15 protein-coding genes and 1 pseudogene are annotated in these 16,720 nt (G+C 69.3%); 1 reads left to right on the top strand and 15 read right to left on the bottom strand.

What is annotated here, in order from left to right; genetic code table 11:
* Positions 1-709 precede the first annotated feature (709 nt).
* The 12 genes from BLT97_RS37005 to BLT97_RS36950 form a co-directional block, all read right to left on the bottom strand.
* The gene (locus BLT97_RS37005; RefSeq protein ID WP_093618443.1) at positions 710-1,114 is read right to left on the bottom strand and encodes a hypothetical protein; all 405 of its coding nucleotides are present in this window, start codon (positions 1,112-1,114) and stop codon (positions 710-712) included.
* A gap of 17 nt (positions 1,115-1,131) precedes the next feature.
* Positions 1,132-1,692: a hypothetical protein gene (locus tag BLT97_RS37000; protein ID WP_093618441.1), complete on the bottom strand. Its 561-nt coding sequence runs from the start codon at positions 1,690-1,692 to the stop codon at positions 1,132-1,134.
* Positions 1,689-2,126, bottom strand: coding sequence for a hypothetical protein (locus BLT97_RS36995; RefSeq protein WP_143041456.1), 438 nt, complete (start codon positions 2,124-2,126; stop codon positions 1,689-1,691). Before BLT97_RS36995 ends, BLT97_RS37000 begins: the two co-directional genes overlap by 4 nt.
* A gap of 550 nt (positions 2,127-2,676) precedes the next feature.
* Positions 2,677-3,600: a hypothetical protein gene (locus tag BLT97_RS36990; RefSeq protein WP_093618437.1), complete on the bottom strand. Its 924-nt coding sequence runs from the start codon at positions 3,598-3,600 to the stop codon at positions 2,677-2,679.
* 15 nt (positions 3,601-3,615) lie between these two features.
* On the bottom strand, positions 3,616-4,833 hold the full coding sequence (locus BLT97_RS36985; RefSeq protein WP_093618435.1) for a C40 family peptidase: 1,218 nt from the start codon (positions 4,831-4,833) through the stop codon (positions 3,616-3,618).
* The gene (locus BLT97_RS36980) at positions 4,833-5,615 is read right to left on the bottom strand and encodes a hypothetical protein (protein ID WP_093618433.1); all 783 of its coding nucleotides are present in this window, start codon (positions 5,613-5,615) and stop codon (positions 4,833-4,835) included. Before BLT97_RS36980 ends, BLT97_RS36985 begins: the two co-directional genes overlap by 1 nt.
* 3 nt (positions 5,616-5,618) lie before the next feature.
* Positions 5,619-7,694 carry a hypothetical protein gene (locus BLT97_RS36975; protein WP_093618431.1) on the bottom strand — a complete coding sequence of 692 codons (2,076 nt, stop codon included), beginning with the start codon at positions 7,692-7,694 and terminating at the stop codon, positions 5,619-5,621.
* Positions 7,695-7,696: 2 nt separating this feature from the next.
* Positions 7,697-8,323, bottom strand: a complete 627-nt coding sequence (locus BLT97_RS36970) for a hypothetical protein (protein ID WP_093618429.1) — start codon at positions 8,321-8,323, stop codon at positions 7,697-7,699.
* Positions 8,320-10,878, bottom strand: coding sequence for an ATP-binding protein (locus tag BLT97_RS36965; RefSeq protein ID WP_093618427.1), 2,559 nt, complete (start codon positions 10,876-10,878; stop codon positions 8,320-8,322). Before BLT97_RS36965 ends, BLT97_RS36970 begins: the two co-directional genes overlap by 4 nt.
* Positions 10,875-11,378: a hypothetical protein gene (locus tag BLT97_RS36960; protein ID WP_143041455.1), complete on the bottom strand. Its 504-nt coding sequence runs from the start codon at positions 11,376-11,378 to the stop codon at positions 10,875-10,877. The genes BLT97_RS36965 and BLT97_RS36960 overlap by 4 nt, the downstream gene beginning before the upstream one ends.
* 65 nt (positions 11,379-11,443) lie before the next feature.
* Positions 11,444-11,707: a hypothetical protein gene (locus BLT97_RS36955; RefSeq protein ID WP_107048055.1), complete on the bottom strand. Its 264-nt coding sequence runs from the start codon at positions 11,705-11,707 to the stop codon at positions 11,444-11,446.
* A gap of 84 nt (positions 11,708-11,791) precedes the next feature.
* Positions 11,792-12,931 carry a conjugal transfer protein gene (locus BLT97_RS36950; protein ID WP_143041454.1) on the bottom strand — a complete coding sequence of 380 codons (1,140 nt, stop codon included), beginning with the start codon at positions 12,929-12,931 and terminating at the stop codon, positions 11,792-11,794.
* A gap of 208 nt (positions 12,932-13,139) precedes the next feature.
* Between BLT97_RS36950 and BLT97_RS39155 the strand changes: the two genes are divergently transcribed.
* On the top strand, positions 13,140-13,568 hold the full coding sequence (locus tag BLT97_RS39155; RefSeq protein ID WP_143041453.1) for a helix-turn-helix domain-containing protein: 429 nt from the start codon (positions 13,140-13,142) through the stop codon (positions 13,566-13,568).
* Between the two features lie 29 nt (positions 13,569-13,597).
* Here the strand turns inward: BLT97_RS39155 and BLT97_RS36940 are convergent, their stop codons facing one another.
* The 3 genes and pseudogenes from BLT97_RS36940 to BLT97_RS36930 form a co-directional block, all read right to left on the bottom strand.
* Entirely contained in the window at positions 13,598-13,981 is a 384-nt protein-coding gene (locus tag BLT97_RS36940) for a hypothetical protein (RefSeq protein ID WP_093618419.1), read from the bottom strand.
* Between the two features lie 10 nt (positions 13,982-13,991).
* Positions 13,992-16,280, bottom strand: coding sequence for a type IV secretory system conjugative DNA transfer family protein (locus tag BLT97_RS36935; protein WP_093618417.1), 2,289 nt, complete (start codon positions 16,278-16,280; stop codon positions 13,992-13,994).
* Positions 16,281-16,422: 142 nt separating this feature from the next.
* Positions 16,423-16,720 (bottom strand): annotated as a pseudogene (locus tag BLT97_RS36930) (flavoprotein); the annotation flags it as partial.

Raw genomic sequence — 16,720 nt, 5'->3', positions numbered from 1 at the left:
CCCGCGCGCGGGTCCGTAAGCGGCTTCGCCGCTTACCACCAGGGATCGGCTTCGCCGATCCCCTGACGGCGTTTCACGCCGTCGAGGGCTCCGCTTCGCGGAGCCGGGCCGCCGTTTCACGGCGGCCGTGGGGGTTGCTGGGGCCGCTTCGCGGCCTCTGAGCTGGGGTTTTGCCGCTTCGCGGCTAGGCTGGCTAGGAGGGGTGGGGGTGACCTCGTCGGTTCCGTTTCCCTCGAACTTGTCTTCTATTTCCCTCACCTCCCTTTATCGAATTCCTTAATGCTTCCTCACCATAAGGGTTACCCAATTCTTTGTCAAGCGTGGTGGTCGCCTCTTTATTGGGTGCCTTTTCTGAGTGATTCCGAGGCTTTATCAGAATACCTTAGCGCTCGTTTTCCAAACGGCCGAAGGCCGTTTTCCTTTGCCCCGCAGGGGCGGGCCCCGGCGCGAAGCGCCTTAAAGGGGCCCACCGCGATAGCGGCGGCCCGATAGGGCCGGGTCTTTCCCGCCCCGTGGCCGAAGGCCACTTAGGGGGGCGGGTTTCCTTTCGGGCCCGCGAAGCGGGACCAGGCCGCCCGTGGCCGAAGGCCACATAGAGGCGGCCCAGCCCGAAGGGCTGTCGATTGGCCGCGCATTTGGGCACGGAAAAAGGGTGGCCATTCACCGGCCACCCTTTTTCTGTTGCCTAGTCGTTACCTAGGCCGTTCTGTCAGTCCGTCATGTGGTCGAGCCAGTCGGCGGGTTCCATCCCGTCGATGGTCGGCCGGTCCTCGTCCCAGTTGAAGTCACCGGGCGAGAGCTCGACCCCTGCGGCCTTGGCCCTTTCGAGGTAGGGCTCGATTTCCTCGGCCCGCTCCTCGTCGAGCTCGGCCTCAAAGTGCATGAGGCCCGCGTCGATGACGAGTTCCGGGGCGCAGCCGTTGAGGCGGGCGAGGTGGAACAGGTCGGCGAGGAGGTCGCCGCCCAATTCCCTGAGTACGTCGTCGCCCACGTCGAGGGTGCCGTCGATGTAGTTTTGCCCGGTCTCTTTGCCGAACGCTTCCAGGGCCGTGAGTGCCCAGTGTGCGCGGGTCCTATTGGCCTCGGCGGCGCCGTCCGCGTAAAGGTCCGTCATTTCCCTTTCCCTTTCTTTCACTTGCCGTAGACGGCGATTGCGGCGCGGACCTTGTCCGCGTCGAGGCACCCGGGGTGCCGGAACGTCGAGGGCGGGTTGCCGTTGCGCCCGCGCAGGTGGGACCAGTAGCGGGGGCCCTGCCACCCGCAGAGCTGGCACCGCAGGAACCACGGGTTATCGGCCCCGGGGTAGCCGCCGAGGGGGGTCCAGAGGAATTCGGCGAGTCCGTCCATTGCCTTGCGCGCGGCCTCGGTGTTCCGGGGCGTGGCAGGCATTCGCGGGTGAAGGAGGGGCACCGGCCCGACCAATTCGCGGGGCGCGGTCTCCTGGTCCTCCTCGGAGTTCTGCGGGGTGATCTGCCGCAGCTCGTACATGGCGACGAGGTAACCGGCGGCGAGTTCCTTACCGACGCTTCCGGCGGCGACTCGGATCTCTTCGTTCTGTCCGGCCGGGACGGCGTACCAAACGCCGTGCCACCGGTAAATGCGGCCGATGTGCAGTCCGTTGAATCGGACCGGGTAACGGCATTCCTGGTTCGGGTCGCCGAGTTCGTAGCGACGCGTTTCGTTGTTGGTCACTTGCTCCACCCCCACCACGAACGGACCTCTTCGGCGTCCTCGCCGTAGTTCTCCTCGACCATTTCGGCGAAAGAGGCGCCGGGGTTGGTGAGGCTCGTAATTGCGGCGTTCACGACGAGGTTGATTGCGTCCTCTTCGGGCTCGCCGAGGCTGATCGCGCCGAGGACCATGTCGGCACCCGCGTTGACGGCGGTCCGAACGCTTTCCTCGGTGTAACCGAATTCGGGCCGCTTGATTCCGAGGCGGCGAGCGTCGATGTACGCCGCGAGGGATTCCGTCGCGTTCCGCATCGAGTCGAGGCGGGCGTATTCGGCGTTCGGGCACTCGTCGGCGGTGAGGAAGTCCTCGATTGCCTCCATGAGGCAGTCAAGGGAGTGGGCCGGGTCGGTGGTGGTCGACAGGGTTCCGTCGGCCGCTACTCCCCAGACCTCCATTCCGTCGAGGTCAATGTCGCGGCGGTCGAGGAGGTCCCCGCATTCGGGGCACTGGAACAGGCCGTCAGGCCGGACGCAGTAGGCGGAGAGTCCTCCGCACTGCGGGCAGCAAATTGGGTTCACTGAAAGCTCGCCTTTCGCGTAGCGCTTCCGGGGCGTGACCCAGGAGGCCGCGCGGCACGCCGCGTGCTTTTCGGCCCGGTGCGCGCCGAAGGCGCAGGGCCGAAAACCCTTTTGCCGGTGCGCGCCGAAGGCGCAGGCAAAAGGGCGGTCCCGCGAAGCGGGACCGAATCGCCGGTGAACGCGCCGAAGGCGCCCGGCGATTCGCCCGGAGGGCCCGCCAGGGCCCGCAGGGCGGTGCGCGGCGTGCCGTGTGGCACCCTGGGCCACGCCCCGGAAGAAAGGGCCCGTCAGGGCCTCTTGAGGCCCTGTGCTGCGCCCTGCCGCGCCTTGCTGCGCCCCCTTGCTGCGCCCCGGCCCGGAACGCGCGAGACCCCCCTCCCCGTGTGTCGGGAGGGGGGTCTCGCGCGTTCTCGGCGGCGGCGCCCTGCTACTTCGCTGCGCCCCATTCGAGGAGGCGGAACACGGCCTCTACGCGCCGCTTGTGCTCCGGTCGGTCCCCGAGGAGGGCGAGCACCGACTCGGCCGTCTCGCGGGCGCCCTCGGCGTCCTCCAGGGCGAGCCGGACCCATGCGGCGTGCGCGTTGCTGATCACGCGCTGTGTCTCGTCCTCGGGGGCCCCTGCCTCGCGGCGGCGCTGCGCCGTCTGGACGAGGAGCTCCGTCGTCTCGGCCCATTCCTCTGTCTCCTCGACCCGGCGCACGGTGAACGTGGCCCGGACGGTCATCACGTTGACCGTGGGGGGTGCGAGGGGGCCGAAGGCACCCGCGAGGGCGGCCTCGACCTGGGCGGCGGCGACGATGGCCTCGACGAGCCGTCCCGCCCTCTCGTGCTCGACGACTTCGGCCCAGGCCGTCGCGTACTGCGGCGGGAGGGGCGCGGCCCACTCGGGCGGTACGGCGGCCGTGGCACGGCCGGCATCCGGCGCGGCGGGCTGCTGTACGGCGCGGGCCTGTGTGCCGGCCGCCGGGTGCTGCGGGGCCTCCTCCGGGGCGCGGGTCACGACGGGTTCGCCCGCGGCCGGGGAGCTGGGGGCCGCGGGGGACGCCTGGGCCGGTACCGCCGCGGGTGCCGGCGGCGTCGGGTGGGGACGGTCGAGCGTCACCACGTCGCCGTTGACGTCCACGATCAGGGGCCAGGCCGCCCCGTCGGCCTCCTTGGCGAGCACGCGGACAGGGCGGCCGTGAAAGGCCGCCTTGATCCGGACCTCGGCGAGGGCGCGGACGCGGGCCTCGTTGGCGTCGAGGCCCGGCTCGGTGACCTCCTCGCCGTTGACAGCGGCGACGCCGTTCGAGCTGACGGTGATGGTGTAGATCGGGGTTGCGGGAATCGTGTCGGGGTCGGTGATGGTCATTGGTCTTTCTCCGATCTATCCACCCTTGGGGAAATACGGTGGTGCCCAACCGACGTATGTGGAACCCCACTTGGTTTCAATGTCGGTGGCCGGTACCACGTCAATGTAACCCGGGCGGAGAATATCGTTGCTGGCAATTTTCCCGTCGCCGAGATACACAGCAACGTGACCCGCTCGGCCGCCGGTTTCCCAGTACATGAGGGCACCGGGCGGCGGGTTCCTGTCCTTGTCGTGCTTCATGCTGGCCGGCATCTCGCGGTAGTGGTCGATTGCGTAGGGCACCCCGGAGAAACTCCAGCCGTACGCCCTGGCAACGAACGCGAGGCAGGCGCGATACCAGTCCTTCCCGCCCGTCTTGGCCTCCTTCTCGGCCCAGGCGATGGCGTCCTCGGTGCTGCGGGGGTTCTTGACGTTCGCGGGCCACGGGGCGTCACCGTCGTGGAAGGCCGCACCGGGCTTGCCGGGGCGGTCCTCGGCGTCTTCCGGGTAGCACTGGCCGTTGGGGTCGTCGCCCTGGTCCTCGTTGCCGGTGGCGGTGTCGTCGCCCTGGTCCTGGTCCTCGTCGGCGTCGCCGCCCTTGCCGGGGCGGTCGAGGTCGATCCCGGCCTCTTTGGCGATCTTCCGGGCGGCGTCCTCCTGGCCGTCGTACAGCTCGGGGTGGGCGGATGCCTGCACCGCCTGTGCGGCCTGCCCGAGGCCCATCGTCTCCCAGCCCTTTATGTCGGTCAGGCCGTGGATTCCGGCGGTGGTGTCGCGGTTCTCGCCGAAGAAGAACATGCCGGCCGCGTACTTGGGCTGCATGATCTGTGTCTTCGTTCCCCAGCCCTGGGACGGCCGCTGTTGGAAGAGGCCGATCGAGTCGAGGTGGCCGTGATCGAGGTTGAGGAGGGTCGACTCCTGTAGGGCGGTCATCAGGCCGATGAGCGTTGCCCGTCCGGACAGGCCGCCGTCGTCGGCCACCTTGTCAATGATCTTGGCGTTCGCTATCTGGTTCTTCCGGATGTTGCCGGTTGGCTGTTGGGCGGTGCCCTCGCCGTCGTCGCCGTAGTCGACGCCGGGTGTTCCGCGTTCGCCGCAGGAGTCGGCGAACGCCTTCCCGCCGATGCCGGCACCGAAGATGCCGACGACGAACAGGAAGATCACAAACACCACGGACGCTATGGCGGTGGCCTTGATCTTGAGTCCGGTCCCGGCGAAACGGCCCAGGGTCCGGACGGCGTCGCGTCCGTCCACTACAGCCCCAGGATTCGGGAGACGCGCCACCCGTCGCCGTCGCCGTTGGTCAACTCGACCTGTAGCACGGTGGTTTCGCTGTAGTCCTCGTATCCCTCGACGTCTACCTTCGCCGTGGTCTTCCGCCAGACACGAACGGGGGTGTCCACCGGCAGATCAGTGCCGGCGGGCTCGACCTTGACCGTGCGGACGGTGGCCACTCCCCCGCGGCTGACGAGCTTGGCCCATCCCGGGTCGGTGTGTCCGGCGAGGTTCTCGACCAGGGCCGCCGTCATGTACGGCTCGGCCCGGAGAACGCTCGCCGTGTGGTCGCCGTCCTTGGGCGGGTTGCGGGTGAGGTAGATCCGGACGGCCTCCTCGGCGACGTGGTCCGGCTTGCTGAGGTCGACGGCCGCCGAGGCGCTCGGCGACGGCGAGGAGCTGCTCGGCGTCGCCGCGGGCTCCTCGTCCTCCTGGGCGCCGCCGGGCGTCGGGCTTGCGGTGGTCGTGACGCGGTCGCCCTTGTGGCCCTCGCCGAGGAGGCTCGGCCACAGGAAGCGGGCCCCGACGCCGAGGCCCAGGATCACCAACACGATGATCAGGGCCCCGGCGGGGCGCAGCGGGTCGCGGCGACGCTCCTCTCGTACGTACTCCTTCGTACGGCGGCGGACGTCCTCGCGGTGCTCGCGCTTGGCCTCGCGCCGTCCGCGGCGGCCCTCGGTCTTCTTGACCTCCTCGGGATAGGAGAACGAGGCGAGGATCTCCCGCCACTCCTCCGGGGTCGGTTCGTCGTTCTTCGCCATGGCTTACCCCCGTCGGCCGGTGTTCCTAGGCGCCGGGACCGGTGCCGCTGGGCGGCGGGCCGGTGCAGTGGCGCGGGGCGGCGGCTGCGTGCTGCCGGTCGGCCGCGGTGGCGGGCCGTTGGGCGTGCTGCGGATCACCGTCGCCTGAATGATCTTGGGCTCGCCTGCCCGCGCGGGCGGCGGAGCCTGCCGGAAGGCGTAGTTCGGGGCGCCGTTCTCCGGGCGCATGACCGGAGTCGGGCCCGATCCGATGGCCGGACGCGTGGCTCCTGCCCCTGCGGCGGTCCCGGCCTGGGCCGTGGTGCCCTCCTTGCTCCCGGGCAGTGCGGCGCGGGGCCTCGACGGCTGCGGGGGCAGGGTGGCGCGGGCCTTGCCGGTGACGTCGGATCGCTCCCGGTCGAGCGTGATCACCGGAGCGTCGGAACGTCCGCCGGCAGTGCCCCCGGCGCCACCGGGTGGGAGCGCCGGGCCTGCCCCCGCCCCGGCCGTCGCCGGGAGCGGCCGGGGTGCCGGCGCGGGCGGCCGGTGGCGCGGTACGCGGGTGAGGATGACACCCGAGTCGTCGGCGGCGCCGCCTCCTCCGCCGGGGAGCTGCGGCAGGTCGTCGCCGCCCCCGCCGCCCCCGCCTCCTCCGCCGCCTCCTCGACGACGTCCGCGGCCGGGCACGGTACGCACGGGCTGGTGGTCAAAGTCGCCGCCGCGGCGGCGGCTGCGGCCTCCGCCGCCTCCTCGGTTCAACATCTTGGCGACGGCGAGGCCGCCGAGCATCCCGGAAGTGGTGCCGCGGACGCCGAAGATTTGGGCCACGACCGCGCGGAAGTTCATCCCGACGATGGCGGCGGCAATGCTCAGGCCGCTGGTGGGGAGCCACCCGTACGTGCCGAACATTTGCGTCGTGGCGGCCTGTAGGGATAGGACCGCGCCGAGCACCATCGTTGCGATGAGGCTTTCGAGGGTCCGGGCGAGGAGCTGATCAAACCAGGCGAGACCCCACTCACGCGGGCGGCCGGGGATGACCCAAAGGCACGCGAAGATGACGCCCGTCAACAGGAGCATGAGGGCGCCGAGGAGACTCGCCAAGGAGGTGAAGGCGAGCATCAGGATTAGGGCCGCAAACAGGATGATGGAGATTAGGGCAGGGATGGTGACCATGATCCGGCCGACGGGGCTATGCCCCTGACGCCACTTCACGGAGTCACCGCCGACCGCCTCGTCAGTGACGGTGTCTTGCAACCATTCCTTGCGCTTGTCCTTGTTGGTGCCCTGGTCCAACAAGTCTTTGCCGTACTTCTCGCAGACCTCGAAGGAACCGAATTCCGCGACACACCACGGGGTCGCCACATATGCGCGCCATACGGCGTCACTCGATTTCCGGAGCGCGTCATCCCGACCGTTGCCGCTGAACTTCGGCTTATGGCCGAGCTCGAACGGGAAGTCGCCCGACCCGTCGCCGAGACCCTGCGACGTGGCGTTCATGGTGACGCTCGACCCGACCTGACGGGCACTGTCGATGCCACCGACCCAGGTCTGAGGACTGGTCAGGAGCGACACCGAGACCACACCGGAGATCAGCACCCAGGCGATTTGCGACAGGCCCCCGCCCCCGCCGCCCTTCCGGTGCTGGACGAACGCCACCAGGCCGCCAACGGCGAGCGCGCTCGGAAGGAGCGTCACGGTAAGGCCCTTAGCGGCCCCGCCGATGGCCTTCGTGATGGCGTTCTCAAGTTCCGGGATCGTAGTCAGTTGGAAAATCCACTGCACGATCACGATGCACGCCGTACCGAGTACGGCGATCAGGCCCATGCAGATATCCGCGATGGCCTCGGCCATCGGGTCGAGAACGTCCCACTTACCGAAATCGGAATCGAGCTGCCACAGAGACGGATTGCTGTACGTCTCATAGAGGGTGCCCTCCCCCTCGGGCACCTTGGAATCAGGCGACGGCATGAGGTCGCCGATTCCCGTTGGGTCGATATCCGCAGCGTGTGCCTGTCCGGCGAACACCATCAACGTGGTGAAGGCGAACAGGAGCGGAATCAACAGGGTCCGCAGCCGCGGCAAGTTGTAGTAGACGAGCACTGTTACCCCCCTGACAGGGCGGTGCGGACCGGCGAGCCGTGCCCCATGTCGCCCTCTTGTACGTCCTCGTGCTGGTCGACGAGCCAGGCCCCGCCCTGCTGGACCAGGCGCAGCGCGCGGCGCTTGGTGGTGGCGTCCTTGTCGGGCCACTTCACGGTGTAGGTGACGAGCACGCCGTACCCGGCCGGGTGGTCCTCGACGGCCGAGACCTCGACGACGTCCGAGGCCGAGACGGGGCCGGTGTCGGCGCGGTCCGGCCCGGTGGGCGTGCGGGACGCGACGGGTTCGGGTGTCGAGCCGTCGGCGTACGTCGGCGGGGAGAACGACGGCGAGGGGCTCGTCTCGCTCGGGTCGGGCGTGGGCTCATCCACGGTGAGCCTGTCGGCGCACTCCTCGACCGTGCCGCCGCGCAGCCGCGAGGAGCTGAGGCCGCAAGCGGTCTTCCAGTCCTCGCGGTTGGCGGCCTCCTGGTACTGCTTGGCCACCTTCACGAGCGCGTCGCCCTTCGGGGCCTGTTGGCCGCCGGCACTCGGGTTGCTGTCCTTGGTCCCGCCACCGCCGTCCGAGGAGCATCCGGCAAGGGCGAGGATGCCGGCGGCCAGTACGGCGGCCGTCGCGGTGCGCTTCATGCGTCCACCTTTTCCATGCTCACGGGGGTGTCGTCGGCGGACTGGTCGGCCGCCTTGGGCGAGGTGTCGAGGAGGGTCAAGAGCTCGGCGCTTGGTACGTCCCACTGGACGGTGGCGCAGGAGAACCGGCGGTCACGGATCACGCAATGGCCGTGCCGAATCTCGCCATCGGGCAGGAGGCCGACGGACTGAATCAGGGCCCGGGTGTGGGCGTCCTTGGGCAGGCTGAGGAGCTCGGCCAAGGCGTTCTGTTGCTCGCGGGTGGTGAGCTGGAACCCGGCAACGGTGGTGAGCTGTTCGAGGACGCCGACCATGGAGACGAGCGACTCGGGGTCCTGCGTGTCCAGGAGGAGCGACGTCGCCAGGGCGCGGCCCACTCGGGCGATGTACTGCAAGAACGACGATCCTTCCCGGGTCGCCGTGAGGACGTGGACCTCCGGGACGGCAACGACCTTGCGCAGGCCGCGCAGGTCTCGACGGCCTGCGGTGGTGACACCGAACGCCAACATGGAGTGCATGAGGGCGACACTCAGGCGCTTCATGGGAGTCCAGTCCCGGCGGCCCTCCTCGGGCTGCGGCAGGGACAGGCCCGGCATCTGCACGACGAAGATCCCCGGTTCGGGGGTGATGGGCGATCCCTCACCGGTCGGGCGGCCCATGAACGGCGCACCCAAGGCGTTCTGCGCGAGTTCGTACAGGGCCTCACCCGCCTTGCGGCCGAGCTCGTCGTCCATCTGCCGCAGGTACTCGATCACCTTCCAGGTGGCGGGCTCGCCCTGGGCGATGACCTCGTTCACCGCGCGGGTGATCGGGGTCTCGGCCCCGGCCTCGCGCAGCCACTCGGGGATGGCAACGGAGAGTTGCGCCGGCACTTCACCGCGGGCAACGTCGACACCCTCGGACGCCAGGAGCTTGAACAGGTCGACGGCCCCGGCGAACTTGGGGCCGGTCTCGACGAGGTGAGCGTTCAAGCCGTAGCGGCGGGCCGCCGTCACCAGGCCGCCAAGGTCGCCCTTGAAGTCCAGCGCCAGGGCGTAGGAGCCGCGGAATCCGGCGTCGAGGAGCGAGAGCATCATCGCCGTGGTTTTGCCTCGTCCGGACCGGCCGACGAACGCCGTCGTCGTCGCGTCGCCCCTGTCCGACCCGGCCGTCACGTCGTTACGGAAGACACCGGGCGTGCTGCCGGTCAGGTACCCGACGATGGGGCCGCGGTCGTCGCCGACCTTGGCGCCGCCCCACCACCAGGAGCCGGACAGGGCCGTCACGTCGCGGACGTGGCCGAGGTCGGGCACCCGCAGTTGGTCGCCCGGCTGCATTTCGAGCCAGAGCTCGCGCTGCTCCTCCTCGCCGACGGTGACCTCGATCCCGAACCCGCCATAGTGCGTGATCACCGCGTCAATGCGGGCCCGGAGGTCTTCGAGGGACGTCTCGCTCGTCACGACGAGCCGGGGGTGATCCTCGACGAGGGTCACGTCCTCACGCCGCATGTCGCGGGTGAGCTCGGCCATGACGTCCTCGGTCTCCTCGATGTCCCGGCCGGGGTCCTCGGCCGACGCCTTCGAGGCACTGCGGCGCTGTTCCTTGGCGAGCCTGCGGGCCTCGTCCACCTTCTTGAGCGCGTCCCGCTTGGGCATCACGCGGAACCGTACGGACGCCTCGGGGCTCACCGGCTGGATGAGCGCGGCCGGGTCGAGGTCCGGGTCGAGGCCCTCCTCGTCCACGTCCGGCACGTAGTTGATCTCGGAGAGGACTCGCAGCCACTCGCCGTTTCCGGGGCTCTCCATCTGCTCGGGGAACCCGGACATGGTCAGCACCGACACCCAGGCCGTCACGTCGCCGTGGGCGTCGACCACCCGCAGGTGGTCGGGGTGGGGCAGGATGCGCCCGCGCGTGAGGGCGGCGAGCTTGGCGCCCGCGATGACGCCGGCACGGGGGGCGGGGAGCGGCGTTCCGCGGTGCTGCTCGCGGCTGATCATCCATGCGAGCATCTCGACGGATGCGGGCTGCGCCTTCCACGGAGAGGACTCCAGACGTCGGCCGAGGCGGCGCATCTGGGCGTCAAGGCGGGCGAGCTCGCGGGAACCGACGGTCGAGGAGCCGAGGCCGAGGCCGCCCTCGACGCCTCGGCGGCCGAGCTTCTGCGCCTGCCCGGCGCGCTCGGTGAGGCGGACGCCGAGGAGGAGGTGACGCGTCGGCAGGGCGATCTGTTCGAGGCGGCCGACGCGGATCTGTGCCCACTCCTGCCAGTCCCCGGCGGTGAACATCTCGGCGGCCTCGGCGGCGTAGTCCTCGGCGTGCAGCGGGGACCACAACACCCGAAGGTGGCAGTCGTGCCCGGCGAGGGTGCGCGCGAGGGCCGAGTTCGCGGCGTCGAGCTCGCCGTCCCTCGCGGTCTCGGACATGAGGTCGGTGTTCGAGGAGGCGAGGACGTACCACGCTTCCGTGTGGCTGTCGGTGATGACGAGGCCGTCGGCCAGGGCGACGTACTGCGGCGGCATCGCCGAGCGGTCACCGCCCACCCCGAGGAACGTCCCGACCTTCTGTAGAACCTTCACGACGTGTTCCCCCTGTACTGCTGCATTGCCTTGCGGCCGTACGCCTTGCCGACGGCGTCAGGGCCGTACAGGCGAGGGCGTGCGGCAAGTCGGACCGGGGCGCCGGCACCGGGCGGGACGGACTCCTCGGCGCCGAGCCAGCGCTCGACGAGCGGGCCGAGCGGCGACTCGGCGAGGAGCTCGGCCTTACCCGCCCACCGGGCGCGGCGGCTGATCCACTCGCTTCGGTTGGCGGCGCGGCGTCCGGCGCTGATGATCGGCCGGTGGCCCAGGACGAGGTACCGAACCCCGATGCTCCACCGGGTGATGTTCCATCGGCGCTCGATTACCCGTGATCGCTGCGTGCCGTAGACGGCGGTGATCAGCGGGGGCAGGAAGTAGAGCGTAAACGTGATCTTGGACGGGAGGCCGAAGAGGAGCAACAGGGCCCCGGTCCACAGCGCGTAGAGCACGAGCCCCAGGACGAGGGCGCGGCGCGGCGCCCCCTCCCCCAAGTCCATGCCGAGCAACTCGTGTTGCTTGGTCTCAAGGTCAAAATGCCTGGTGTACGTGTGCCCTACGCGCATCAGGCGGACCCCGAGACCTTGCCCCACACGCCCGTAAGGAAGCCCTGTACGGCGTCGGGGGCCCAGATGATCGCGCCGACGAACACGGCGGCCACCCCGAGGGTGACCATCTCTCCCCACTCCTTCTTGAGGAAGTGCCCGAGGGCCCTCACCGCGAGGAACGCGGCGAAGAGGTTCCCGACCACAATCAAGATCCAGTCTTTGAGCTCCGCCCCGGTGGTGAGTGGCGCGGCGAGCTCGACGAGGCGGTGCACAGGTTCCACGGGTTCCCCCTTGTACGTGAACGGGCAGGTTAGCCAGGAGTTATGACAGGTGCTCATGATTTATGAGCTGGGGACATTGGCGGGTCAGGCCGACCCGCCCCGGACGTCGTCAACCTGCCAGCGGTGGGCGTCCGACGTCGACACCCGCGTGATGGTCACGCGGTAGACCTGCTCGACCGAGGCCCCGCCGAGGGACCAGGACACGCGGGCGGTCCCGGCGCGACTGTCGCCGCTTCCGGCGTCGGCGGACCAGGAGACGAGGCCCTTGTACTCGACCCCGGCCGGGAGTGCCGGCACGCTCGCGCCCGGCGCCGTGACGGCGTCCGTGTCGCCCGCCGCGTACGCCGCAAAGAACTTGTCGACGGCGCCCTCGGTCTGCGTACTCAGTTCGGGGTCGGTCTGTGTGGTGGGCGCGTCCGGCGCCTTGGGTCCGTGCTTGGGGATGCCGACGAGGCCCGGCCGACCGGTGACGACGATCTGTCCGCCGGACTGGGCAACCGGGATGTCGAGGCCGACCCATCGGGCCGGTTGCTCGGCGGGGGCCGCCGCCTTCTTCTTGTCCTTGGCGGGTTCGGCCTCGGCCACGGGCCGGACCAGTACGTCAACGCGTACGCGCGCCTGGGCGTTCTTGGTCGGGGTCACCGCGCCCGGCTGGACGGCTAGCACGTCTTGGCGGCCGTGCCCGTCCCATCCCATGGTGGCGTCGGTGTCCGGGGGCAGGACGGACGCGAGGAGCTGCTCGCGCTCCTCAGCCTTGCTCTCGTCCCACCCGAGGTAGGCGCGGGCGAACCGGGCGGCGACGGCCTGCGCCGCCTCGTTGGGGTAGGCCGCCTCGGTCTTCACGGTGGGGGCCTTGGGTGCCGGCGCCTTGGGCGGGATGAACCAGGCCCGCACTCCGGTGACGGCGGCCAGAATGACGACGAACCAGACCAGGCCGCGGCCGAGGCGCTTCACGAACACGGCGCCCGACCGTTCGTCCTGCGGGGTCCACGGGGTGCCCGAGGAGGTTCTCGACGGCGCGGGCCGGGCCCCCTTCCCGGCCGTCCCGGCGGCGGTCTGCTGCCGCAGCTCGGCGCCCGCGGACTCCCACGGGTTCACCGGCCGGGGTGGTGCCGCCTCGGTCTGGCGTGGAACACCGGCCGTCGGTTTCTCGCCGCTTCCGTCCTTGCCGGTTGGCTCCGGCAGACCCATGACCTTCCGGGCGATGGTTCCAAACGACGCCACTCCCCGTAACCTCCCCCGCAACTAGGCCCACTTGGGCACATGTAGCCACTCGATGATCGACCATATGCCGCGTTCGATCACAGCGTCAAAGAAGTTGGTAACCACTCCCGGCGGGTTGTGGCTGGGCTGTGACATGGGCGTCCACGGAGGTGATCAAGGGCGCTAGAGTGCCGCCCCACACGGCCAAACGAGACGGGGGGCGGGACGGGTGCGCATACGCCGTGAGCGGCTGCGGCACCTGCGCAGAAAGCGCGGGATGACGCAAAGTCAATTGGCAGCCTCTTTGGGCTGTTCTCGGGCTGCGGTGTCGACCTGGGAAACAACGGGTCGGCTTCCTCGGCCCGACCGGCTGCAACTCCTTGCGAATGTCCTCGGCGTGCCGGTGGCGGAATTGATCGACGACGGCGAAGCGCTTTCGCTGGTATCCCTGCGCCTCACTGCCGGAATGCTCGCAAAGGACGTCGCCCGCGCACTCAAGGTTTCCAAATCAACGTACTGCCATGTCGAGCGCGGCCGACAGAAGGTCCCGCCTCGCTGGTTCCCCATCCTTTCTAGAGCCTTTGGAGTACCGGCGGAATTGCTCACTTCATTAAGACAGGAGCCACCCGCTACAAACGCGGACGGGGGCACCGAGTGATGACTCGGCGCCCCCGTCCGCTTTTCTCTTTAGGCCCTCCGGGGTTCCTCGCAGAAGGCTCTCCACTCCCGTGCGCACCGTCTTTGGATGGCGTCGATTGAGGTTCCCGCACCGGCGTACAGAATTACGCCGTGCGGGTCGGGTTCGACCCTCACCGTAACCATGTTGAACAGGTTGTCGGCATGGCTTGCAGTATCGGCGATCAGTGCATTTGCCGTCGCGTTGTCGACTGGCGGGATAGGCCATCGCATGTGCCATCCGATACCGACGAGGACGGGAGCGATATCGGCGTACTCGTCGGCCGAGTAGGTGCGGATACGACCGTGAACCAGATCGACCGACAGGAAAGCGGCCTTTCCTTCTTTCAGGTCGGCTCCCTCCTCGGCGAGGTATTCACGGGCGATCTCCTTCACCTGGGCAGGATTAGGCACTTGGGGCCTCCTCGGTTTCCTTGTCCGTCTCGGCGCTCTTGCGCGGCGGCGGCGCGGTGTTGTTCTTGTCCTGCCACGCCTGCCATTCCGCAAGCCAAGCCGTGAGCTCCTCCTCGCTGTAGAAGGAAGTCGCCCCATCGGTGATGCCTTCCGGGGCCTTGATGCCGCGCTTTTCGCCGCGCTTGAAGTACGTCCGGATGGTGCTCGGCTTGTGCGGGATGATGCCGCGCTCAAACGCCTGGGCGAGGCTGTACGTCTCGACGACGTCCTCGGCCTGGTCCTCGGTCTCGGCGGGGACGAGCTCGGCGCCGGCACCTGTCGTGCCGCCTGTCGTGCCCCCTGTCGTGAGGGCTGCTGTCGTGTGCTGTGAGCTGGGCGAACCCCCCGTGATCCCTCTCGCTGCCGTGGTGCCGACAGGGGGGAGTGCAGCGGGCCCGTACTTGCCGCCGGGGAGGAATGCGGCCGTCGCGGCGGTCTCGTTGACCTCGTCGAGGACGTCGGGCGTGATCCACGGCGCCATGGCGCCGGCATCGAACCAGGCCGGGGCCTGCTGGCACATCGAAAGGAACTGTCCGACTTCCGGCGTGATGTAGCTCGGCTGAATCTCCCGGACGTACAGGTAATCGGCGTCGGGGTCTTTCCTCTGGTCCGAGTAGGCGCCGCGGCCCTTTACGTCGGTGTTGTATCCGAGAACGGGTGTGCTCTGCCCGAATGCCACACCCCACGAAACGCGGTCCTGCTGTCCGACGGCAATCTTTGTGCCGATCTGGGCGCGCTCCATCGTGCCGCCGAAAAAGGCGTTGGCGAACTGCTGCGTCCCGACGACGACACGGTGATTCGAGGACCGGCCTTGCAGGAGGATGATAGAGAGCCAGTCAAGGAAGGGAGGCGTTCCCTTCCCCTTGAGGCCGTAGCGCCACCACGTATATGCGAGCTTGATCAAGGTCGGCAGTTCGTCGACCACAAGCGTGCGGGGTACGAGCTGGGCGCGTAGCGCCGGATCGGCACCCTTTTGCATTGCAGCTTCGGCCGCCATCATCGACGTGAGGAATTCGGCGAATGCAGCGATGCATTCGCGCACCGTCTTGTGAATGCGGACGCCTGAATACCCTTCGGCCTCGGCGAGGCTGTTCCGCTTCGTGTCGAGAATGTCGATCAACTCGCCATTCATACGGCCGTGCACGACGGGAATGTATAGCACCGTCGACTTACCGGAACCGGTGGCACCGGCCACACCCCAATGCGGCGTAGCGGACTGCGTTTGAATGACGGCGTCGACAATCGAATCTCCCTCGATTGCGAGGCCGACGAACACACGGCGCGGGTCTCCGGTCGACTTCCACGGGACAAATTCAGGGAGGACGGGTTTCGGTGTGGGCTTAGGCGCGGGGGTCCACTGGACGTAATGCTCCTTGCCGGTGCGCTCCCACTGGGGAACCCATTCACCGGGAACCCGCTCCTCGATGATGCGCTCGATTGCCCCGACGGCCTCGGGTCCGCCGATCCAACTCGCCGGAATGCGCAGCACAATTCGAGCGCCGTCCGCGCGGACGTCGTCGGGCACTGAAAGCCAACGGGAGCGCGGTTCCGTGTCCTCCATTCGGAGGATCTGACGCACCGCCACCCACACGCCCGGCCCGTAGATTTGTCCATCTGTCCACACGGGACGGACGCGCCACCACCCCAGTCCGGCCGGGCTGGTGAGGGCAACGACAAAGGCGGCCAACGCGATTGCGTATAGCGCGAGTTCGGTTTCGGCGGGGAATCGCCACCACCCCCAGGCGAGCGGAACCGGGGCGAGGCGGGCCGCCGAGCGGGCGGCGTACGGCCACCGGGACCATGCGCGCAGAACACGCCAGATACCCGCGAGGGCGCCGACGAGGAGGCGCACCGGGGCGGTGGCGGCGCGGACGGCTCGGCGGGCCTTGGACGGCTTGTCGAACGAGACGGCGGCCGGGGCGCCGGGGTGCGCGCCGAGCTGCTCGACGGGGGTCTCGGTGGCCTTGTCGTCGGGCAGCGGTGCGCCCGCTTTCCACCACGTCGCCTCGCTGCGGGCCTCCCCCGTGAGCTCGCGGCCGGTGACGTACCGGCCGATGCCGGCGGCGGCGTTGCCGAAGAACTGTTCAACGCTCCGGTTGAACTTCTCGCGGTCCGCCGGGGTGCCTTGGTTGGCGAGCACCGCGACGACGACCAGCACAGCGAACAGGCCGCCCCCGCCGAGGCCGAGCGCGCCGCCGGGTAGTCCGTCGACGAGGTCCCTCGGGTTCGGTAGGGCTTCCACGTCTCCCCCTTTCTGTCCCGCACGCCCGGCGGGGCGTGCCCTGTGATCCTCGCGCACGTCCGCGCCGGGGCGCCGTCGGGTTTCACCGGGCACAACGCGCGCCCGGCCCCTGGGGGACCGGGCGCGGGGAGGAGCGGGTTCGTCAGGATGCCGGCAGGGCGTCGAGGGCGAGCTCCCACGGGTAGGCGTGCACGTCTCCGTGGCGGGGCTTGTGCGGGACGAACCCGGGGGCGTCGCCGTCCCCCAGGAGGAGCGCCACCCCGGCCGCGCGCAGCTCGGCGACGCTGCGGGCGGCGGCGGGGTGGCGGCCCTGGGCGTCGTTCCAATGAGGCAACGCCACGATGGGCAGGCCGAGGCCGATCCCTTCCGTGATCAGGCCGAGGGCGAGCGTGTCCGAGATCCCGGCGGCCCACTTGTTGAGGGAGTTACTCGTCAGGGGG

It is taken from the genome of Streptomyces indicus (genome assembly GCF_900100315.1).
Lineage (GTDB): Bacteria > Actinomycetota > Actinomycetes > Streptomycetales > Streptomycetaceae > Streptomyces > Streptomyces indicus.
This window is presented reverse-complemented; position numbering and strand designations above follow the sequence as displayed.